Source organism: Bradyrhizobium sp. CCBAU 53340, assembly GCF_015291645.1.
GTDB lineage: Bacteria > Pseudomonadota > Alphaproteobacteria > Rhizobiales > Xanthobacteraceae > Bradyrhizobium.
Genome location: NZ_CP030056.1, coordinates 210,536 through 231,175, shown reverse-complemented (window position 1 = coordinate 231,175; position 20,640 = coordinate 210,536). Strand labels below are relative to the sequence as shown.

Genomic DNA, 20,640 nt, shown 5'->3' with positions numbered 1-20,640 from the left:
CTATCTCAAATCTCGAACAGCAGCTCCGGGCGCGGGGTAACCTCGCCGCGTTCGACCTTGCGGACGATATCGACGATCCGCTCATGCGCCGGCGCTGCGCAGCCGGCCTCCTTCGCCTTGCGGACGATGAAGCCGTTGATCTCACCGATCTCGGTGCGCCGCCCCTTCTGGATATCCTGTGCCATCGAGGGACGCTGCAAATTGCTGCGCGCCTGCGAACCGGTTCCCTTCTGCATGTGCCGCTCGACCTCGGCCAGCGCCGTGGCGTCGCCTTCGGATGCCGAGCGTAGCAGGTTCGGCTCGATGCCCGTGATGTGCTCGAGGTCGAGGCCGAGCGACTGGCCGGTCCGGATCGCTTCGCCGCCGAGGCGGATGACGAGGCGGCGGATCACGGGATGGGCGTCGCGTTCGTTTCCGCTCATGCCGGTCGCGGCGCTGACGCCGTTGCGCATGCCGTTGACGCAGAGCTTCGACCAGCGCACGCCCCACAGATTGGTAGTGACGCCAGAGCCGTCGATCGGGGTAAACAGGGCGTGCAGCTCCTTCACGCGCGGCGTCACGCGCCCATGGACCTCACCGACGAGAATCGATTTGGTCTCGAAGTCGCGCGGCATGGTGCGACGGACGCAGCCCGGTTCATAGAGATCGACGGCGAAATTATTGCCGACGATGCAGCCGACCGTGCGTCCCCATCCGACGACGCCGGCGATGATCTCCTCGTTGATCGAATTCTGCGCCGAGACGACGTAGCCCTGCGGCGAGAGATACGGCCTGATGAGGGTCGTGCACCATTCGGTATCGTAGGATTTGCTGGAGATGATCGCGATATCGATCGGCCGCTGCCTCGAAAGGCTCTGCACCTCGGTGAGGTGCATCGTCGGGACCGAAACGATGCAGGTTTCCTCATCCCTCATGCCGGACAGATGCAGCCCGCGTTGGCGGATCGTCTCGATGTGCTCGGGCCAGGGATCGATCAGCGTGACGTCGTTGCCGGTGCGCGCCAAATGGCCGCCGAGATAGCTGCCGACAGCGCCGGCGCCGACGATTGCGATACGTTTCTTCATTACCATTGTTCCTTCGTCGTCGGCCTTGGTTCTTACTATGCCGTCGGTGCGCGGCGAACGAGCTTGTCGAGAACGTGCCGGCAACTCGCGATCTCGCCGGGCGAAATGCCGGACAGTTCCTTTGCCTCGATTGCGCGGGCGCGCGCGTGTAGTGCGTGGTTGCGGTCGCGTCCCATGGCCGTGAGTGTCAAGCCGCCGCTAGCGTCGGCCTCGACGAGGCCCATGCGCACTAGCTCGTTCACGGTGCTCTCCGCGGCGTTGAGCCCGAGAAACAATTCAGGCAGCAAGCTCGCGAGCGTGCGTCCCGGCAACGTTTCGATCGCGGCCATCAACCGGCTCTGCAGGACGCTGAGACCTTCGGCATGGCGACCCTCGTCGAGCGCTGCCGAGAGCACGCCATGGGCACGATACATCAGCGCCGTCATGAACTCATTCATCGGGCCGCCGGCGTGCGCCTGTCCGGTCGCCTTCGACAGGTCGGTGGGATCGGCGAAGTCGGCGGCCATGCAATAGCGTCCTTGCGCAAACAGTAGCGGGCCGCGGTCGTGGCGCACGAAGCGTTCGACTTCACCCAGCATGATCAGATGATCGCCGCCGGGATATTCGGCCGCCTTGCGGCATTCGAAGCTGCACAGCGTTCCCTCGAGCAGCGGTGCGCCGCCGATGCCGCGCTTCCAGGAGACGCCCCCGAACTTGTCGCCGCCCGAGCGGCCAAAATGATTTGAGAGAGCGATCTGGTCGCTGGATAGAATGTTTACGGCGAAATGCGTGGCGACCTTGAAGGTCGGGAAGCTCTGGCTCGTTCGCTTGGCCGACCACAGCACGAGCGGTGGATCGAGCGAGACCGAGGAGAACGAGTTCGCCGTCATTCCGACGAGCTCGTCACCGTGAGCGGCGGTGACGACGGTCACGCCGGTCCCGAATTGGCCGAGGCAGCGCCGAAACGCGGCCGGATCTGCCTTGGGATCGCCGCTGTCGACGGCCGCGATGGTCGGGGAGAACTGCTGCATGGCGTGCACTCGGCCTTCTGGTCAGTCGCTCGGAGGTTGCTGCGAATATCCTGATCACGCAGCGTGGGAGTACATCGGCCGTCCCGCCACCGGCATTTCCGCTGCGAGGATCGTACCGCTCTTCGATTCCGTGATGAAGAGTGTCCGCCGATCCGGACCGCCATAGGCGCAATTGGTGGTGAGAAGTCCCTTCGGAGACTTGATGCGCAGCATCGGTTCTCCGAGCGCGCTGAACAGCCAGGTGGCGCCGAGGCCGACGTGACAGATCGCGATATTGTCGTCCTCGTCGATCGCAAGGCCATCGGGGCCGCCACCTCCGGAAAGCTGGATGAAGGTGCCAACCTTGCTTGCGGTGCCGTCGCGCATCAGCGGCACCCGCCAGATCGCATTGGCGCGCGTCACCGCCAGAAACAGCATCGTCTCGGCCTTGTTGAGCACGAGGCCATTCGGGCTCGGAATCCGGTCGAGCACGCAATCGAGCTGGCCACTGGGTCGCAATCGATAGAGGCGGCCGCTCGGATCATGCAATCCGGTCTGCCCCTGATCGGTGAAGTACATGTCGCCGTTCGAGGCGAACACGAGATCATTGACGCCCTTGAATCGCTGCAACAGCGAGCGCTCCAGGAAGGGCTCGACGCGACCCGTGGCCGGGTCGAACACCATGATGCCCTGCTTGTGGTCGGTGATGAAGCCGCGCCCGTCCCTGTGAAACTTCAGGCCGTTCGGCTCACCGTCGTACTCCGCGCCAACACTGACCTCACCGTTCGGCGTGATGCGCAACAGGCGGCCCCAAGGAATGTCGACGACCCAGAGATCGTCATTGCGGTCAAAGGATGGGCCTTCGAGAAAGGTCGGCGTCGGTGCGCCGTGAAACTGCACCTCAGCCCATTCCGAGCGCTGGCCGCTCTTGAACAGATGCTCGGGGATTGCAGTGAAGACGCGCGCCTCCACGCTTGGCGGTGCTGCATACATCGTCGAGTTCTCCCGTGCGCGGAGTTAATCCGCGTCTCGTTAAGCCGCGCATTCCGTGACGACACGTGAGCGCAACCGGCTTGACAGCCGTGGTGATTGGCTATCTATTCTTATATAAGGATAACGTTCCGAAATGAGAACGCAAGGAAAAACCGGGGCGTCGCGCCAGCGCGATGCGGCTCGGCTTTTCGGAGGGAGCGACTTCATGCGTGGCGGCATGCACTTGATCGGGTTTCTGATCAACTCGCCTATCAATCACACGATCCTGAGCTGGTCGGATCCCGCCGATCAGCGTCTCGAGGCGATGGGAAGCCTGAAGCGCTGGCAGAGGCTTGCGCAGACCTATGAGCGCGGCCTGTTCGATGGGCTGTTCTTCGCGGATACGCCGGGTGTGTTCGACCGCTACAAGGAGCGTTCCGACGAGGCGGTGCGCTACGGCGTGTGCTGGCCGCCGCACGATCCGGTCGTTCTGCTGAGTGCACTCGCCGCCGCCACCGATCGGCTCGGCCTTGCGGTGACGCTCTCCATTTCGGCCAATCATCCCTATCAGGCGGTCCGCTCGCTCTCGACGCTCGACTATATGAGCGGCGGTCGGGTCGGCTGGAACATCGTCACTGGCCATCTGCGCGGCGAGTACCGTGCACTCGGTCTCAATCAACTCGATCACGACCAGCGCTACGATCGCGCCGATGAATATATGGAAGTCTGTCGTGCGCTCTGGAGCGGGGTGCGCGAGGGCGCGGTCCAGGCCGACAGGACGACAGGCGTCTATGCTGATCCGGCCAAGGTGGACATCATCAATCACGAGGGCGAGTATTTCCGCTGCCATACGGTGCCGCCGGCTTTGCCGTCGCGGCAGGGCCATCCGGTGCTGTTCCAGGCCGGATCCTCCGGCCGCGGCCAGCGCTTCGCGCAGAAGCACGCCGACGTGGTGTTCTCCATTCAACCGCATCTGGGCGGCATGAAAACCTTCATGCAGGAGCTCGGCGCAGCATCGGGGAGCGCGGCCGCGCCCAAGGTGACGTTCGGCGTGCAGCCGATTCTCGGAAGCTCCGAGGCGGAGGCGAGGCGCCGGCTCGACGAATTCGCCGCGCGCATTCCGCTTGAGGCCGCGCTGAGCCGCTTGTCCGGTTCGCTCGGGGTGGATTTCAGCCAAGTCGAGCTCGATCTGCCGCTCGAGGAGCAGAAGACGCAGGCATCGCAGGGTCTGATGAAGGCCATGTCGGCCTCGTTCGAGAATCGCCGCTTCACGCTGCGCGAGGCGGCGGTACGCTGGGGCCTTGCGGTCGGCATGCCGCAACTGATCGGAACACCGGAGCAGGTTGCCGATCAGCTCGAGACGATCTGGCGGGAGACCGGGTGCCACGGTTTCAATATCACGCCGACGACCACGCCCTCCAGCGTCGAGGAATTCGTTGACCAGGTGATCCCAATTCTGCAGAAACGAGGTGTGTTCCGCACCGCATATGAGGGCGAGACGTTCCGCGAAAATTTGCTGAACTGAACGGCAACGGCCACGCGAGTTGGCCGCGTTCCAACGAGTATCGTTACGAGCAGGGAGGAGATCGTGACAATGAATCACACTCGGAGAGCGTTCGTGAAGACGACGCTGCTCGCGGGCATCGGCGCGCCGGCCCTTGGTCTTTTCGCGCCGAACATCGCGCGGGGGCAGGGGGCGGTCACCCTGAAATTCGCTCATCCCGACAGCAACCTCCATCCCAACCACAAGATGGCGGAAGCCTTTGCGGGCCGGGTAGGCGAACGCACCAATGGCGCTGTCAAGATCGATATCTTCGCCGGCGGACAGCTTGGCTCCAGTGTCAGCATCGCGACCGGCGTTGCGACCGGGACGGTCGATCTCGTGTACCACACCGCGGGATTCCTCTCCTCCATCTTCCCAATGATGCAGGTGCTCGATCTGCCGTTCCTGTTCCGCGACGCGCGCAGCGGCGAAAGGGTGACCGATGGCGAGATCGGCCAGATGATCTTCGCCAGCCTCGCGCCGAAGAATGTCTATGGCCTGGCCTGGAGCACCAATGGCTGGCGGGTGGTGGAGACCACCAGAAAGGTCGTGCGAGCTCCCGACGACCTTTCCGGGATGAAGTTCAGGATCCAGCAAAGCCCGGTCTTCGTCGCGATGGCCAAGGCATTCAACGCCCAGCCCGTGTCGCTCGACGTTTCCGAGATGTATCTGGCGCTGACGCAGAACACGATCGACGGCTACGAATTCCCGCTGCTCTCCGTCGTCGCGACCAAGCTGCACGAGGTGACGAAATTCGTTTCCGAAACCAATCACACCTACAACGCGATGGCGCTGCTCGGCTCGAAGTTCAAGCTCGACAAGCTCGATCCGACGCACCTGAAGGTCCTGCGTGAGGAAGCGCTGCGGTTCGGCAACGACACCCGCAAGTCGATCGTCGAGGCCTCCGCCGCGGCCAAGAAAACCTGCCAAGATGCCGGCATCCAGTTCAACCCCGTCGACTACGCGCCGTTCAGGCAAAAGGTCGAGCCCGTGTTCGCTCAGTTCCGCACGTCGATGGGCGAGCAGCTCATCGACAAACTGCTGAAAGCCGCCGAGGGATGACCGAGCAGGTCTGTGATGTTCCGGCTTCAGGGCACAGCCACGCTCTGTCGCGCTTTGGTCTCGGTGCCATCGCCGAGATCATGGTGGCGATCGCGCTGGCGTTGCAGCTGGCCATCACGCTGCTCTCCGTGCTGATTCGCGAGGTGACGCCGTTCTCCATCCTGTCGGTGGACGAAACCGCAAAATTGTCGCTGAGCGTGATTGCCTTCATGGGCGGCGCCATCGCCTATCGGCGCGCCGAACATGCCTCGATCGAGGTCATCACAAAGCGTTTGACCCCGCACTGGCGACAGGTCCTGGGCTGCGTGGTCGACCTTGGGGTGCTGGTGACGGCGATATCCATCCTCCGGGGCAGCGCCTCGCTGTTCATGGTCCGTCTCGACGAGCATCTGCCGATCACGGGTTGGCCGACCGCCACCCTGGTCGTGCCGCTCGGGCTCGGGCTGCTGCTGATCGCCCTGACCGCCGCCGAGCGGCTCTTGGCAAAGCGCGGGCGACCGCTCCTGGTCGCGCTTGCCGCCGCTACCGTGCTTGCCGGCTGCCTGTTCGCCGATGCCAGCCTCTTCACACAGACTTTCAGCTCGCGATATTCGCTGGTGGCGCTCTTGATCGTGCTGTTCGCCATGATCGGCATCGGCATGCCGATCGGCTTCGCACTGATGGCGGGCTCGCTGATCTACCTCCTGGCCAACGACATTCCACTGGTCGCGATCGCGCAGAGCATGATCGACGCCAACAGCAACTTCATCCTGCTGGCGTTACCGTTCTTCATCCTCGCCGGCGGTATCATGGATCAGGGCGGAATCAGCGTGCGCTTCGTGCGCTTTGCGATGTCGCTGGTCGGCCATTTCCGTGGCGGTCTGCTCCAGGTGGTGGTGATCACGACCTATCTCGTGTCGGGTATCTCCGGATCGAAAGCGGCCGACGTGGTCGCCGTAGGATCCGTCATGCGGCGAGAGCTTGAAAGAACGGGCTACAAGCCCCAGGAATCCGCCGCGGCGCTGGCGGCATCGGCCGCAATGTCCGAGACGATCCCGCCGAGCATCGCGATGCTGATCCTCGGAACGGTGACACCGGTTTCGATCGGCACGCTGTTCGTCGCCGGTCTGATACCCGCGGCAGTGATTGCCGTGATGCTCATGCTGCTGATCTATGTTTCCGCCCGCAACAGCGGTTTGTCCGCCAATCCCAAAGCGACCGCCGGAGAGCGAGCCAGGGCCGGCACGGACGCGTTGCTGCCGCTCGGCATGCCGGTCATCATGATCCTCGGCATCAAGTTCGGCTTCGCCACACCGACCGAAGTGTCCTCGATCGCCGTGCTGTATGGGCTTGTCCTCGCATCCGTGTTCTATCGCGCGCTCACGCTCAGGGCATGCGCCAGAATCCTGATTGAAGCCGGACGGCTGACAGGGATGGTTCTGTTCATCGTCGCGGCCGCGGGCGCATTCGGCTGGGTGTTGACCGCCGCCGGGCTGAACGCGCATCTGAGCCAGGTCGTCGCGCTGCTCGGCAACAGCAAGTTGCTGTTTCTCCTGGGTTCGATCGCCCTGATCATCATCGTCGGGGCCTTGCTGGAGGGGTTGCCGGCGATCATCATCCTCGCACCCGTCCTGATGCCGATCGCCAATCAACTCGGCATCGATTCCATTCATTATGCGATGGTAATCATCCTGTCGATCGGCGTAGGCGTCTTCATGCCGCCTGTCGGCATCGGCTTCTATATCGCTTGCGCTGTCGTACGCGCGGACATCGACCAGGCGTCGCGATCGATGGTGCCGTACCTCGTTGTGCTCTGTCTCGGCGTGCTGCTCATCGCCTATGTCCCCTGGTTTACGCACGCGCTGCCAAATCTGATCGGGAAGTGAGGCTCCGGACCGTCTGCCGCGGTCGAAGGTCTCGACGATGTCGTGCCAAGAAGAAAGAAGAACGGTGACCCGGAGTTCTCAAGCAAGTTTCAAGACCATGCCGGGACGGACCGATACCCATTTCCATGTCTTCGGCCCGGAGGCCCGATATCCCTATCGGACCGAGCTGACCTACGCGCCGCCTGCTGCAACACCCGCAGCCTATATGGCGTTGGCCGAGCGGCTTGGCATCGATCGTGCCGTCATCGTCCAGGCCAGCGTCTATGGATCGGATAACAGCCGGCAGCTCGATGCGATGCGCGAAATCGCAGGCGTGGAAACACGTGCAGTTGTCGTCGTCGATCCCGATGTCTCGGACGAAGAACTCGACGAGCTACACCACAAGGGCGCGAGAGGCGTGAGGTTCATTGCGACCCGGCCAGGCAGCTTGCCGCTCGCACAGCTGGAGCGAATTGCATCCCGGATTCGGCGATGGGGCTGGCATGTCGCGCTGATGCTCGACGGTCGCTCCATCGTCGCGCTTGAGGACCGGCTGCAAAAATTGCCGTGCCCCTTCGTGATCGATCACCTGGCCGATCCCGACGCCCAAAAGGGAACGGAACAACCTGCTTTTCAGGCTCTCCTTCGGCTGCTCCGATCGGGCAATTGCTGGACGAAGATTTCGGCGCCGTATCACATGAATACCGCTGCACCGGCTTATGACGAGCTCGAGCCGCTCGTCGAAGCCTTATTGGCTGAGGCACCGGATCGTCTGCTGTGGGCGACCGACTGGCCGCATGCCGCAACGCATGGACCGACCCCTGACGCGACAGATCTCCTTTCGGCGCTTTATTCGTGGTGCGACGAAACCGTCCTGACCAAGATCATGGTTCGAAATCCGGCGGCTCTGTACGGATTTGGCTGATGCAATGCTCGATCATGACCGTTGGCAGATGCGGCTCGTGTGAGCACCCGAGGATGCGGCTCCGGGCAACTTGAAAACCCTTCGTACGTGAAGAACGCTTACAGAAAGAGGAAACATGCAGTCCGTCATCTACAAGCGCATTCCGCAATGCCCGGCAGACCTCCTGGCCGAGGTCGCAAAATATCCGGTCTCCGATTTGCACGAGGCACTCGGCCCGGTCGAGGGGCGCATGCAGCTCATGAGCTCGCGCATGCGGCCGATCGCGCCAGGCCAGCGGATCGCGGGCCAAGCCGTCACGTCGTATAATTTCCCTGGCGACAACCTCATGATCCATGCCGCCCTCAACGTCGCGCAGCGAGGCCAGGTGCTCGTCCTCGTCAACGGCGGTGGCGCGCACGGCTCGTTGTGGGGCGACGTGGCCGCGACCTTCGCCAAGCAGAAGGGGATTGCGGGCATCATTGTCGATGGTCCGGCCCGGGATGTCGCTGCGCTGCGTGAGCTCGGCTCGCTGACCTGGTCGACGTCGATCTCCTCCAGTCATCCCGAAAAGCGCGGCCCCGGCGCGGTGAACGTGCCGATCGTTTGCGACGGCGTACGTGTGGATCCCGGTGACGTGATCGTCGCCGATGATGACGGGGCGCTCGCGATTCCGCTGCGCTCGCTCGAGCGTGCGGTGAAGGGCGCACGGGAGCGCAATCGGAAGGAGATCGAGCTGCGCGACCGTCTGAAGACCGGCTCGTCGTTGTTCGAGCTGCTGCAGATGGACAAGAACGTGCAGGCCGCCGGCGCTGAAATCAGGGATACTCTCTGGATTGACGGCTGACCGGACGGCGTCCCTGGCGCGAGGTCATTTCTTGCGCCGCTTGCCGGTGTCGGCCCGCTCGGCAGAATCTTCTGCCGGCGGATATGGGCCGCGATAGCCGAGGATCTGCGAGATCTGTTCGGCGGCCTTGAAGGTCAGCCGCTCGATGTGCTCGCGCGCAAGCAGCAGGCGCGCGGTAGGGCCGGCGATCGTCACCGAGCAGCTGACGAGGCCGGCCTCGTCAAAACAGGGGCTCGCGATGCCGGTGGCGCCATCAATTATACCATTAGCGTCGACAACGACGCCGCGGTGACGGATTTCGGGGAACATGGCGACGAGTTCCTCTTTCGAGGATGTGTCGTCCGTGAACTTTACAAACTTGGTCTGGGTCAGATACGCCGTCTGAACATTCTCTGGTAGGAATGCCAGCATCGCCTTTCCTGCGGCCGTACAATACAGCGGCCGCCGGTTGCCGATGCGGACCGCAAAGCGCAGCGGCTTTTCCGATTCGATGACATCGACGTAAGATATCTCGTGGCCCTCCTCGGAGAGGACACCGAGCAGGATCGTCTCCTCGGTCTCTCGTGCGAGCCGCTCCAGGACGGGACGCGCACATTTCGGGAACGATCGAGCCTGAGCCAGGCTCGCGCCAAGCTTGATCGCTTGATCGCCGAGAATGTAGTGGCCGTTGTCGCTGCGAGCATATCCCCCGCCTTCGAGCGCGCGCATGAGGCTGAAGACGCTCGTTTTCGGCAGTTTTAGGCGGTCACTGAGCTTTGCCAGCGTAAGACCTTCCGGTTCGGCCGCTAACGCCTGCAGGATATCCATCACCCGAAGCGCCGAACGAGGGCCGCTGAAGGCCCGTTCGGTTGTCCTCGCGTTGTTGGACATTTGTTCGTCGTGGCGTTTCATCGGTTGATCTTACTTTCATTATTCCTGTCATTCGATTAGCCAGAGCGCAAGCAGCCCAAGCGAGCATCAGTTGAGGGTCCAGATAGACCGTTCTAACAGCTATAGGTTATACTCCACGCAGCCGACCGCGACGCGGCTGGCCGTTGTCTACCCATGTCATCGCCAATGGGGCGGATTGGGCTCAGGTGCTGAAAGAATATGAAGATCTCCCCAGCCATGCCTCGCTAGGTCCGTTTAATCGGCGTGGAACGAGAAGCGCACGAGCGCAAGCTCCGACTGCACGACCCTCGGATGCGTATCGAGGGTCAGAGCCGAGCCACATTGCGGATGAAGCCGTCGGTCCTGTTAGGATGTGAGAGCAGGGCCGGGGGGCTGAACGGAAAAAGATCAGTCTTGATAAAACAGCCTTCCCCCTATGCGTAGGCTCTGCCCAGAATTACTTCTGGACTTCACCGGGCGGTTGCCCGGTCCTGGGCCAGTTCCGCAGCATTCCATGCTTATCCGGGGCGGCCCCGAAAGTCTCACCTTGCATTGAGCTACTTGACCCCGGGGAGGGGACCCCAGCCAACCGGAACTTCAGTATTTTCGTTTATTTCACTTGTTGCGTTTATTTCGAATATAGCCTACATACAATGCCGTACCGAGGAGAACAACGATTACGATGCCAGCCTACGCCGAAGAGCTGGGAGGTACTCGCCTGCCTTCCGCGAGCGAGAAGGCGGCAGCCAACCAGCTTCGTCAAATACTCGCGTCGCATGCGACTGGGGATGCCAAGCTACGCGTGCTCGACGATGCTCAAAAGGCTGCTGAGATAACCTTGTCGCCGGCCCTGTCGAGCCTCTTAATGGAATTGCTTCGGCACATCGGCCGCGGCGATGCGGTGACCCTTGTGCCTGTGCATGAGATGTTGACCACACAGCAAGCTGCCGACATCCTAAATGTCTCACGTCCGTTTCTGGTTTCTCTGCTAGAGAAGAACGAAATTCAGCACGTGACAGTGGGGCGTCATCGCAGGATTAGGGCAGAGGATCTATTCGCCTATAAGCGCACGCGTGATGAGAAGCGAGGCAACGCGCTTGCGAATCTCGCCGAGCTGGACGCGGAGCATCTGTAAGCTTGTTTGCGAATCGTTTCACCGCATTCGTCGATGCGTGCTCCCTTGCGAGTGCCCTCAAAAATAGACTGGCCTCAGGCAGCACAATTTTGATGCAGCTCTGATTTCGGATATTCCAAAATGAAGGTTGTGCAAATCAACGAAAGCTGACTGAGATCAATCGCCTGCGTGTAAAACGACCCGCTGGCTGTCTCCTGCACTCGCGCCACTCTCGGTCTCTGCGCCGAACTAGCGCTATCAAAGGCAGTATTCCCGCGACTGGACCACCGATAGATCATCGCTTCCAACTGCCCGCGAAGGTCAATCGAATGCTCTGCGTATTCAGCCCGACTGTGATCGCACCATCGGCTCTGCAGCGTGCGCGTCCGATACCTCGCCTGCTGAGGGCCCACCAGCCTCTGCTTTAGGGCGGGGAGTGTTGCGCTCCGTCTCCACGGCCTGGTTGCAAAGCAGGACGCGTGTCTGCAGACCGGAAACCTCAAACCAAGGCATCTTCTATGGAATTGGAAGCACGGTGATTCTGATTTTCGTGGTGAGTCCGGGAGAATGCCGTTCGTCAGCTGATCGTCAGCCAAGCCGTCTATCTAATTAGGCTTCACGTTCTCGCCTGGATCGGAGTTAGAATATGACGGGTATTGGCCGGCCTGGCAAATCGCTCGTTGGGGCTCCCGGAGCCGACAGCACTTGGGACTCGAGCAGTTTGCGTTCAGAATCGAGTCTCGCCGCTGGGGAGGGCGGCCAATCCTTCTATTCCATCGTGGAGCGAATGCGCTCTTGGCCTCAGGATAGAGCGGCGTTGGTCGGCAGCCAGCCGCGAACTTCGGATATGGCAGTCCCCATTTCATCGACGGGTGACGAGATCAAGGCAACAAAGCGACAAATGGAAAGCCTGCTCTCGGAAGTTGGCGCTCGCAGTAAGGCGGCCATGCAAGCGCGGAGCTCGTCAGAGGCACAAGAGCTGATCGACAAGCTCATCCAGGTCGGCTCAAAAGTTCTGGAGTACTACGCCAGCCTGCCCCAGCACGAGGCGCGCAGGATTCTGTCTGACGATCAGGCTCGCGGTCTCCGGGACGAGGTGCTCCATGCGGCGGAGCAATGTAACGCTCTGGCCACCCCGACCATCTACGCCTTGGAGCAGAGCAGGAAAAGTGCAACCGTCGTGCTCCAACGGATGCTATCCAACACTCCCTCTGACCTACTGAACCGAGCGGTTTCCGGCGTAGCAAACCGCTATGCGGACTGCATGGAGTGGTGGGGAAAGAAGGCGTTGCGTTCGGAACGGATGCAATGCGTCTGCGCCGCTACTGCTAATTTACCCAATGTAACGGCCCAAAAGCGGCAGGCCGACGAGGCCGCACTGCGGCTGCACAGCGGTTGGGCACTGCACACCAAGTGCATGCATCTGCAATCGCAGGTCGCTCTCGCACAAATCATGATTGAGCCTCTCGAAAGCACGTTCGACCCAGCCACGAGGGAAATCCTCATGGCCGAGAACGGACGGGCTCGCCTGCTCGGCACTTTCATCGATGACGTTTTTCCGGCATTCATATCGACAAAGGACGCAGTTCTACAGAGCCAAGGACGCGCACTCGACGCGGCGCACTGCGCGGTCCTGGAAGGAGTTATGGAGCGGCTTTCTGAATTTGCGTTGGGAGTGCACAACCTCGTTTCAAAGCTAAGGGGTCAGGGGACCGGTGACGACCTGCCATTGAAACTGTTGCATCAGATCGTGGAAAGCGCGTGGGTCACTGCACACGACGTTATGCGGCTGCTGGATCTACAGCCCAAAACGTCGGCCATCAATTCACCGGCGGTCGAAGCAGGGGCTGCGAAGCCGGCCAACGCTACGCGAGAGGCTGTAGCGGCCGAAGGCACTTCTGCGCGCAGGAAGGGTAAAGCCAAACGTACACCGAGCACTCTCGCCGGGAGTTCGGCACGCGACGGGACGCAGCTGCAGATCGCTACAACCGACAAAGCCACGGCGCCAGCAGCCAAAGTTGTGGTGCTCTCGGATCTGGGTACGAAGAAGCTCGTGAGCGCGGAAGAGGCGCATGCGAGGGCGACATCCTCGGCGACGGCACACTTGGCGATCTGGCAGGCCCCGCCATCAATGGAGACGCTGGCGCGCCTACTCGAGCGGTTGGACGCACTTTTGCAGTTTGATCTGGCTGGTCAGCAACGGGCCGTCTCGCAAGCCCGCCAAATGAAGCCCGAGGACGCCGACCACGTTGTGGATGCCGTGATCGAGCGCCTGCAGACCCAGGCCGCCGAAATGCAGGCTTGTGAGGGTTCGCTCGCGGAGCCTGGTCGACGTATCCTACTCACGCCAACGCAAGTGCCCGAGGTGCATGGCAAGCTAGTCCGACTCAAGATGATGCGGGCCGAGGCGCAGGGGCTCGCCAAGACTTTGGACGAGCGAAGGGCATTGACTAGGATTGAATGCATGAAGACCTACGGCTTTCCGTCGCAGAAGTACCTTGAACAGTTGCGCGCGGCCGGGGAGTTGGCGCCTGCCGATCTACCGCGCGCGTTAAAGGGCGAGCCAGGGGTGCTGTTTCAGGTTAAGCTGCAACCCAAGGCGCTGCGCAATGGTGCAATGCCGAGCCCCATGTGGGTTCACATCCATACGAAGCGACCGGTACATACGGGCCAGTTGGCGACGCTGGATGACGCCGACTTCGCCGCTTGCCACGTCAAGTCCAACGAACAACGCGGCTATAATCAGCAGTGGCAGAACGCCCGGGCGGCGACGGGCTGCGAAAACGTCGTGATTCACCGCGGCAAGCTCACGCCTGCGTTCTGTAAGTCCTTGTTGGCCACAGTGCGTAGTGACATCCCACCCTATCGGCTTGCCGAGGCGGAGCAACTGTCAACGCAGGCCGCTCGACTTGGGATCTAGGGGCTTTAACGGTAGAGTACCGAGTGGCGACATCATTGGTCAGACCAGGAAATCCGAAGCCAGTGGGCCGTAATCGGGGTCGTGGGCCTACAAGCTGGCCGGCGACAGCTTGCGCGCGACTGTCCGGTCTGGCCGCAGCGATTGGAAGGAGACAAACTGAGCGTCGGGCGCACCCTTTCGCCGACGCGGACGATCAGCCCGCGTAAGTAGGTCAGGCAGGCTTTGTTGCAGCGAGTCGCCAGCGCGATGTTTCGACAGGAGATTTGGTACAAGTGTTGCAGGTACGAGGTGAGGTCTTCGATGCGGAAATTCTTTCGGTGTTGGGAAAGATCTATGATGAAGCGGTGGCGGCGCTGCCTGCAAGTATGCGAACTCCCGTCAATCGAACAGAGCTTGCCAAGCTGGTACTTAGGCGCACGGCCGCTGGTGAGGCCGAACTGGCTCTCCTAAGAAGGCTAACGGTGGCTATTGCGCCAGTCGCTTAGGCGAGCAGCGGTTGAATGCCTCTACTTGAATTCCAGAACTATAACCGCGTTACCACGGCCGGCGCAGGTCTTCGAAGATCCGGATCAACGTCAGCTGTTCACGAGCCGGTTTAGCATCGTTCGCCGCGAGCAGTCCGTCAAGCTCTACTGGCCATCCTCCCAGCTTTGGCCGCGGCTGCACTTGGCGGTCAAACTCGAAGGAGGTCTCCCCAGACCTCAGTACCTTTCGGACCGTGTTCCGCGACACCTTCGGGTCACAGGCGATCTCCTTGATCGTCTTGCCTCTGATGAAGTGCTCACGCCGTATTCGCGCAATCGTCTCCATGACCAGCATCGCCGACCACCTGCTTCATTCCAAAGCAGGCAGCGCAACAGCCCAACTGGGTCAATGTTGGGCGCGATCCCGGCTTAGGGGGGCAATATTGCAGACGATGACGTAATTGCGGTCGCGCCCGCGGCACGAAAGGTCCACTATCTTCAAGCCCTCCACCATCTTACGAATCGGAGGGGCTATGAAGCAATATGTTGGGCTGGATGTCTCGCAGAATGAAACGTCAGTGTGTGTGCTCGACGAGGTCGGTCAGGTCTTGTTAGAGGGAAAGGCCAAGTCCGACCCCGGGCGCTCACGGCACTGCTCCGCAAGCGAGCTCCACACGCCGAGCGCATTTGTTTTGAGACCGGGACGATGGCGAGTTGGCTGTGGCACGAGCTTCGTAGGGCTGATCTTCCAGTGGTCTGTATCGACGCTCGGCATGCGCAGGCGCCTTTGTCAGTGCTCGAACCGCTCGGATTCTCAGTCATTCTCGCGCAGTCGCGCTACGACTCTCCCCTCGCAGGATCGCCTGCTGACTGCACTGCTGTCGCGGCGGCCGGAGGCGATCATCATGGTCGGATCACCCGCAACGGAGGAGGGCGCTCGCCTGCTGCGGCATGCACGCAGTCCCGTAGGTGAAACACGGGAGCTGCCATCGTCTCCAATCGATGCAGTCGTCGGTTTCGATAACTACCAGGCGGGCGATACCGTCGCCCGGCACTTCGTCGCGCAAGGACGCAAGAACTTAGCGTTCATCGACGGCACCGACCCGCGCACGACCCGCCGCCGGCTCGGATTTCGCGACAACGCCGTTGCGAGCGGCCTTACTGACCCACGTCGGCTGATCCTGGACCGCAACACGGCCTGCACGACGCTGGCGCATGCGCAGCTTCCCGGCGTAGACGCCGTGTTCACGGCTAATGATGCTGCCATCGGTTAAATGGCGGGCTTGCGCAAAGCCGGTTCTTGCGCGAGGCCTGCCTCTGAGGCCCACACTTCTTTGAACGTTCCAACGGTTCCGCTACAGCGTCCAGCACCAACATCCGGCCGACGCTTGCGACCTGCGCCAGCATACACTTCGATACGCGGCCACAACGGTCGTCTTATGTCGTCCGAATAGTCGTCCATTGTGAGCACCCTTGCTGAAGATGACTTTTCTAGCGGGGATCACGCGACTACGCAACCGACGACAGCAGGTACTTAGGGACCAACTTCAGACTACACAATTTGATGCAAACTCAACTTCGGATATTACATAATGAAGGTTATACGAATCAATCATCTTCGATGCTGGAGCCAAGGCCCGTCCTTTGCTCACGAGCGAGCTCTCGCACGTTGCAACTGCCGCAACGCTTGGCGTCGGGTTTGTTTGCGCAGGCGTCGAACCGGCGTGATCGACGGCATCGGCGACAGTGTCGTGGCTGGCGCCGGCTCCTCGACCGCGCGGGCATCAGGCAGCTCCATTGGCTGAGCTGGTGCGGGCCGCGCCTCCATGACCGCGAGAACCTCGCGTCCCTTATCAGTGATGCGCCAGCCGCCGTTCCTTCGCTCGATGAGACGTTGGGAGAAGATATCCAGGTCAGGCACGCGGGCCGCCAATCGCTTCGTGCGTTCGGCCCAGTCCCGTCCGCTGGTGGCCAGAATCGCCATATCGCGCTTGATGTCCTCCAGGACGGCGAACCCGTCCGGATAGCTGACCAGCACCTTGAGAACCGTCACCTGGAAGTTCACTGCCCCACCCGTACGCGGCTTCCGCGAACTTACTTCCCTACATCTTAGAGGCACTCGAGACCTCCTGTCGACTCACGCCATTCATTCGTTGGTTTGTCTTGGAGGTGCGGGCGTGGTGATGGCGTAGCACTCCAGCTCGGAACGGTCATGCCCGCGTCGGGATTGAGGATAGTTGACGTGCAAGCTTGAAGAATTCACCCGCGCGCGGCGCCGCAAGCAGCCGCTTAGATTGCTTCCGCGATCCAGGACGCAGCTAGGCCCGCGCGAAGCGGCGGCGTTTCGCCACTCGCTGGTAGCCGCCAGTCACGTTGAGCCGCACGAACTCGGCGCAACTGACAGGCACCTAGCTGCAAGATCCAAGGGGAGAAGACCTTGACACTGTTCTTTATTTGTTCTAGCTGATAGCATGCGCATCGGTCTTCGTCGGGAGGCCGCACCGGAGCAGGTAGGAGATCATGAACGACAAAAAAGAAAAGGAATTCCACTTTTTCGTTGATGGGGTGAAATACGAGACCGAGCATTCTTATCTCTCCGGGGCCGACATTAAGCGGATCGCCAAGATCGAAGCGAATTATCAGCTTTTTTTGGAAGAGCAGGGAGACACGCCGGATCGTCCGATCGCTGACCCAGATACAGTGCCCCTGAACGATCGGATCAAGCATTTTTTTGCAGTGCCGCCGGCGACATTTGGACATGGAAATCATTGATAAGCAGTTTGCGGCGCTCCAACAGCATTTTCCCTTGGCGCGTCGAACCCCGATGTCCAACGGAGCTGTATTGGTTGAGATTCCGGAATTCGATCTTCCAGAAGGTTGGAGCATCGCTAAAGGGACCGTCATTTTTCTGCTGCCACCGGGATATCCTTCGGCACAACCGGATTGCTTCTGGTTGGAACCGGGGCCTGTTCGCTTGGTGGACGGCGGCGCTCCAACCGCCTCGAACGATGCCAATCCGGTCCCAGGGGGTGAGCCGCGAGGCACTTGGTTTTCGTGGCACTTGCAATCTTGGAATCCAAATCGCGACAACATGCTGACCTATGTCAACGTCATCGCGCAACGTCTAAACCCCGCACGATAGTGGACGATCTTCTCATCACCTTTGCCGATCTCGACTTCGTCCGGCGCTCCGTGCTGGGCGGTCGAACCGAGTTATGCTTGGTCTTGATGTGCGGCAGAACGTCTCGGGCCGACGGTCGTGCAAGGGTGTTGGTGCGAGAGGTCGTAGTGCCCGCTGAAGACGACTACACTCGGCGCAGCCAACTCGAAGCAGAGCTGCGGCCTGCGTTCATCGCCAGGTGGGCAAAGATTGCTGCGCGGACCAAAAGTAGCCTGGTGTTTGTGCATAGCCATCCCGGGAGGGCCGCGCCCGAGTTTTCGCGCATTGACGATGCGGGCGAGGAGGTTCTCGCACACTTCTTTCGGCATCGAACCCCTGACTTGCAGCATCTGGCCCTTGTTGTGAGCGACGGAGGGTATGCATGTCGCTACCTTGGAAGCGACCGACATCTTCGTCTGATTGCGGTAGGGGATGATCGACGAGTCCTGTTTGATCCCAGTCGATCACACGACCCTTCCGATCTTTACGATCGGCAGGTTCGGGCCTTCGGTCGTGCCGGGCAGAGCATCCTCCAAAGCCTCAGGGTGGGGATCGTGGGACTTGGTGGCACGGGATCGCTGGCCGTGCAGCAATTGGCTCACCTCGGCGTCAAGGAGTTCGTTCTAGTTGATCCAGATGACGTCGAGCTGACTAATTTGAACCGCTTGGCAGGGTCCGCATCTGCCGATACGGGGCAGGCCAAAGTCGCGGTGGCCGAGCGATATATTCGCGCAGTTCAACCTCGTGCCGTAGTCACCTCTTTTCAAGAGAACGTCGTCTTCGTCGAAACCGCAAAGAAATTGCGAGACGTTGATGTGCTGTTTTGCTGCACCGATTCACACGGTAGTCGAGCCGTCCTTCAGCAATTAGCTTATCAATATCTCATTCCTTGCATCGATATCGGGACGGTTATCGCCGTTAAGGGGGGCAAGATCACTCACATTACCGGCCGCGCCCAGATGCTGTCGCCTGGATTGGCTTGCCTCACCTGCGGTGGCCTCTTGGACGGTAACGAGGTCCGCCGCGACATGATGTCGGAGGCCGAGCGCAAGCAGGATCCTTATCTCGTCGGCGCTCGTGAACCTGCGCCCGCGGTGATCTCGATCAACAGCACTATTACCTCGCTCGCCATCACCATGTTCTTGTCCGCTGTTGTCGGCGTGCCATCGCCGGCGCGGCATCTTCTGTATGATGGTCTGAGAAGTCGCCTCCGGTCGGTCAAGGGTGAGCCCGTCCAGGACTGCATCGTCTGCTCGCGGGCAGGCGTTTTGGCAAGGGGCGATGGATTGGCTCTCCAAGGCCGTCTCGCTCAAAATGTCAATCGTTGACGTTACAGCTTTTGGTCGGTCGGAGGTTGGCTGGATCGGCGCCGATCCCCCGGCTGAGGCTAAGGCGCCGTTTCAAGACCGCGGCCTCACGATCAGACAACAGCAGATTACCGCTTTTCAGCCGATGGAGCCTGCTCTGTTGGCGAGCCTTGCCGCCGTCGTAATCGTCCAGCAACAAGATTACCCATCAAGATTCCAGCGAATCGTTCGAAGCTGCCTTAAGCACCTGCTTGATTACGAATGCCGCGTCTTTGTCGTGCCGTTCGGCGTTGCTGGTCTTCCGCAAGTGTATAGATGTCTGGAAGAGGCGCGTGTGTTTGCCAGCAACCTTCCGAGCGACGTCCTGCGCAATCAGTTCACGTGGCAGAGATCATTGGGCGATCCGATGCCTCTCCCCCCGCTGCCGCACGTCACCATCTTGTCGCCCATTGCCAATTGGTCGGAAGCGGCCAACTTCTTGGTTCGGCATCTCCCCGGCGAGGCCGTACAAGAGTCTGTCAGTTTCAGCTTCGCTCCCGAATGCGAGTTTGGAGAGAACGACGCTGGTGTTGGCCAAGTCCTTCTGAAGCGCGCATTCAGAGGTTACACGGCCGTGCATTTCAGTCCAATGACCGAAGGCCGGTCCGGGGCTGCCGTATACCGTGCCTACCCGGTCTTCGGCGCCTTTCATACTATGCCGCGTTTTGTCAAACTCGGTGATCGCAGCAAGATCTTTCAAGAATTTCAGAATTACCAATTGAATGTCGAGAAATACGTGCCTTTCAATCTCGGGCCGCGATTGAACTACGATTTATGCTGTCTCGGATCGACACGCGGTGTGCTGGTCGGCGATCTCATCGAATCCTGCGAGAGTCTAAGGCTTGCCGCACGGAGCGGCCGGGCCGGGCCGGCAATATCGTGCCTGTTCGATCGAACGCTGCAAGCGTGGTATCGAAATATCGAACGCCGAGATACGCCACTTTCGCAGACCCTGGGTCCGCGCTTTCCAAAGCAATTTGACCGGCGCCGGATGCAAAGGGCGCGATCGATCGGCTCGAGATGCGACCGCGATCGACTGTTTACATTGTTCGAATACTGCGCAAGTTCTCCGGTGTTATTCGCAAAGATTCATGGCGATCTCCACGTCGACAATGTTCAGGTGAGGGGGCACGAGGCGCTCGTCATCGACTTCTATGCCAATCAGGATGGACCGCTGGTGTGGGACATAGCGACCTTGGAGGCCAGCCTATTGGTCGATGCCTTCGATAATCATGAGCTCTGGTCCTTCGATGAGTGGTGGAGGTCGATTGAGCAACCGTATGGTGGTAAGCCGCTCGACATGCTGCTCGGGCACGGTGATCCGCGCGATCCGCATCGCTGGTTTCACGAAGCCGTGCGACAGATCCGGCACTATGCCGCGCGTGTCGCGTCAGCAGATCAATACGGAGCGGCTCTTGCACTGGCCCTTCTGAACAAGGCGGCCAAAGATCCAAACCTGAAAGGTCCTGAGGATGAGCGTCGCGCCGCTGCGTACGTGTTAGCAGAGCGCATTCTCAACAACAACTTCGCACCGCAGTGAGGCG

17 protein-coding genes and 1 pseudogene are annotated in these 20,640 nt (G+C 60.8%); 12 read left to right on the top strand and 6 right to left on the bottom strand.

The window, feature by feature from the left end:
- Positions 1-5: 5 nt before the first annotated feature.
- The 3 genes from XH89_RS37685 to XH89_RS37675 are packed head-to-tail and all read right to left on the bottom strand — an operon-like array spanning position 6 to position 3,046.
- Positions 6-1,064 carry a ketopantoate reductase family protein gene (locus tag XH89_RS37685; protein WP_164934239.1) on the bottom strand — a complete coding sequence of 353 codons (1,059 nt, stop codon included), beginning with the start codon at positions 1,062-1,064 and terminating at the stop codon, positions 6-8.
- Positions 1,065-1,099: 35 nt separating this feature from the next.
- The gene (locus XH89_RS37680) at positions 1,100-2,074 is read right to left on the bottom strand and encodes a flavin reductase (protein WP_128929549.1); all 975 of its coding nucleotides are present in this window, start codon (positions 2,072-2,074) and stop codon (positions 1,100-1,102) included.
- A gap of 54 nt (positions 2,075-2,128) precedes the next feature.
- Positions 2,129-3,046 (bottom strand): SMP-30/gluconolactonase/LRE family protein, encoded by a 918-nt coding sequence (locus tag XH89_RS37675; protein WP_128929550.1) that lies wholly within the window; start codon positions 3,044-3,046, stop codon positions 2,129-2,131.
- A 205-nt stretch (positions 3,047-3,251) separates the two neighbouring features.
- On the opposite strand from XH89_RS37675, the gene XH89_RS37670 reads away from it, so the two are divergent.
- The 5 genes from XH89_RS37670 (at position 3,252) to XH89_RS37650 (ending at position 9,222) form a co-directional block, all read left to right on the top strand.
- On the top strand, positions 3,252-4,550 hold the full coding sequence (locus tag XH89_RS37670) for an NtaA/DmoA family FMN-dependent monooxygenase (RefSeq protein ID WP_128929551.1): 1,299 nt from the start codon (positions 3,252-3,254) through the stop codon (positions 4,548-4,550).
- 69 nt (positions 4,551-4,619) lie between these two features.
- Entirely contained in the window at positions 4,620-5,630 is a 1,011-nt protein-coding gene (locus XH89_RS37665; RefSeq protein WP_128929552.1) for a TRAP transporter substrate-binding protein, read from the top strand.
- Positions 5,627-7,495, top strand: a complete 1,869-nt coding sequence (locus XH89_RS37660; protein WP_128929553.1) for a TRAP transporter large permease subunit — start codon at positions 5,627-5,629, stop codon at positions 7,493-7,495. Before XH89_RS37665 ends, XH89_RS37660 begins: the two co-directional genes overlap by 4 nt.
- 97 nt (positions 7,496-7,592) lie before the next feature.
- Positions 7,593-8,399, top strand: coding sequence for an amidohydrolase family protein (locus XH89_RS37655; protein WP_164935742.1), 807 nt, complete (start codon positions 7,593-7,595; stop codon positions 8,397-8,399).
- A 115-nt stretch (positions 8,400-8,514) separates the two neighbouring features.
- Complete coding sequence (locus XH89_RS37650) at positions 8,515-9,222, top strand: RraA family protein (protein WP_128929555.1); 708 nt, start codon at positions 8,515-8,517, stop codon at positions 9,220-9,222.
- Between the two features lie 24 nt (positions 9,223-9,246).
- Here XH89_RS37650 and XH89_RS37645 read toward each other — a convergent pair whose 3' ends face one another.
- The gene (locus XH89_RS37645; RefSeq protein WP_194468755.1) at positions 9,247-10,092 is read right to left on the bottom strand and encodes an IclR family transcriptional regulator; all 846 of its coding nucleotides are present in this window, start codon (positions 10,090-10,092) and stop codon (positions 9,247-9,249) included.
- 676 nt (positions 10,093-10,768) lie between these two features.
- On the opposite strand from XH89_RS37645, the gene XH89_RS37640 reads away from it, so the two are divergent.
- Together XH89_RS37640 and XH89_RS37635 are read left to right on the top strand one after the other, a co-directional pair.
- A complete protein-coding gene (locus tag XH89_RS37640) occupies positions 10,769-11,227 on the top strand; it encodes a helix-turn-helix domain-containing protein (RefSeq protein WP_128929557.1) in 459 nt (152 codons plus the stop codon).
- A 625-nt stretch (positions 11,228-11,852) separates the two neighbouring features.
- Positions 11,853-14,126, top strand: a complete 2,274-nt coding sequence (locus XH89_RS37635) for a hypothetical protein (protein WP_128929558.1) — start codon at positions 11,853-11,855, stop codon at positions 14,124-14,126.
- A gap of 546 nt (positions 14,127-14,672) precedes the next feature.
- Here the strand turns inward: XH89_RS37635 and XH89_RS37630 are convergent.
- Positions 14,673-14,945 (bottom strand): annotated as a pseudogene (locus XH89_RS37630) (IS21 family transposase); the annotation flags it as partial.
- 178 nt (positions 14,946-15,123) lie between these two features.
- On the opposite strand from XH89_RS37630, the gene XH89_RS37620 reads away from it, so the two are divergent.
- Complete coding sequence (locus XH89_RS37620) at positions 15,124-15,864, top strand: hypothetical protein (RefSeq protein ID WP_232995572.1); 741 nt, start codon at positions 15,124-15,126, stop codon at positions 15,862-15,864.
- Between the two features lie 374 nt (positions 15,865-16,238).
- Here XH89_RS37620 and XH89_RS37615 read toward each other — a convergent pair whose 3' ends face one another.
- Complete coding sequence (locus tag XH89_RS37615; RefSeq protein WP_128929560.1) at positions 16,239-16,655, bottom strand: hypothetical protein; 417 nt, start codon at positions 16,653-16,655, stop codon at positions 16,239-16,241.
- Between the two features lie 455 nt (positions 16,656-17,110).
- Here XH89_RS37615 and XH89_RS37610 point away from each other — a divergent pair, with 455 nt between their 5' ends.
- The 4 genes from XH89_RS37610 (at position 17,111) to XH89_RS37595 (ending at position 20,636) form a co-directional block, all read left to right on the top strand.
- Entirely contained in the window at positions 17,111-17,362 is a 252-nt protein-coding gene (locus XH89_RS37610) for a multiubiquitin domain-containing protein (RefSeq protein ID WP_042336969.1), read from the top strand.
- Positions 17,349-17,732: an E2/UBC family protein gene (locus XH89_RS37605; RefSeq protein WP_082847948.1), complete on the top strand. Its 384-nt coding sequence runs from the start codon at positions 17,349-17,351 to the stop codon at positions 17,730-17,732. The genes XH89_RS37610 and XH89_RS37605 overlap by 14 nt, the downstream gene beginning before the upstream one ends.
- A 146-nt stretch (positions 17,733-17,878) precedes the next feature.
- Positions 17,879-19,078, top strand: a complete 1,200-nt coding sequence (locus tag XH89_RS37600; protein WP_232995573.1) for a ThiF family adenylyltransferase — start codon at positions 17,879-17,881, stop codon at positions 19,076-19,078.
- On the top strand, positions 19,032-20,636 hold the full coding sequence (locus tag XH89_RS37595) for a phosphotransferase (RefSeq protein WP_128929562.1): 1,605 nt from the start codon (positions 19,032-19,034) through the stop codon (positions 20,634-20,636). Before XH89_RS37600 ends, XH89_RS37595 begins: the two co-directional genes overlap by 47 nt.
- Positions 20,637-20,640: the final 4 nt, after the last annotated feature.

Excerpts from the sequence above, each read along its gene's own strand:
- XH89_RS37660 (WP_128929553.1), top strand. The coding sequence starts at position 5,627 with ATGACCGAGCAGGTCTGTGATGTTCCGGCTTCAGGGCACAGCCACGCT.
- XH89_RS37685 (WP_164934239.1), bottom strand. The coding sequence starts at position 1,064 with ATGAAGAAACGTATCGCAATCGTCGGCGCCGGCGCTGTCGGCAGCTAT.
- XH89_RS37650 (WP_128929555.1), top strand. The coding sequence starts at position 8,515 with ATGCAGTCCGTCATCTACAAGCGCATTCCGCAATGCCCGGCAGACCTC.
- XH89_RS37605 (WP_082847948.1), top strand. The coding sequence starts at position 17,349 with ATGGAAATCATTGATAAGCAGTTTGCGGCGCTCCAACAGCATTTTCCC.
- XH89_RS37680 (WP_128929549.1), bottom strand. The coding sequence starts at position 2,074 with ATGCAGCAGTTCTCCCCGACCATCGCGGCCGTCGACAGCGGCGATCCC.
- XH89_RS37675 (WP_128929550.1), bottom strand. The coding sequence starts at position 3,046 with ATGTATGCAGCACCGCCAAGCGTGGAGGCGCGCGTCTTCACTGCAATC.
- XH89_RS37655 (WP_164935742.1), top strand. The coding sequence starts at position 7,593 with ATGCCGGGACGGACCGATACCCATTTCCATGTCTTCGGCCCGGAGGCC.
- XH89_RS37595 (WP_128929562.1), top strand. The coding sequence starts at position 19,032 with ATGGATTGGCTCTCCAAGGCCGTCTCGCTCAAAATGTCAATCGTTGAC.
- XH89_RS37610 (WP_042336969.1), top strand. The coding sequence starts at position 17,111 with ATGAACGACAAAAAAGAAAAGGAATTCCACTTTTTCGTTGATGGGGTG.
- XH89_RS37665 (WP_128929552.1), top strand. The coding sequence starts at position 4,620 with ATGAATCACACTCGGAGAGCGTTCGTGAAGACGACGCTGCTCGCGGGC.
- XH89_RS37635 (WP_128929558.1), top strand. The coding sequence starts at position 11,853 with ATGACGGGTATTGGCCGGCCTGGCAAATCGCTCGTTGGGGCTCCCGGA.
- XH89_RS37620 (WP_232995572.1), top strand. The coding sequence starts at position 15,124 with ATGAAGCAATATGTTGGGCTGGATGTCTCGCAGAATGAAACGTCAGTG.
- XH89_RS37670 (WP_128929551.1), top strand. The coding sequence starts at position 3,252 with ATGCGTGGCGGCATGCACTTGATCGGGTTTCTGATCAACTCGCCTATC.
- XH89_RS37645 (WP_194468755.1), bottom strand. The coding sequence starts at position 10,092 with ATGTCCAACAACGCGAGGACAACCGAACGGGCCTTCAGCGGCCCTCGT.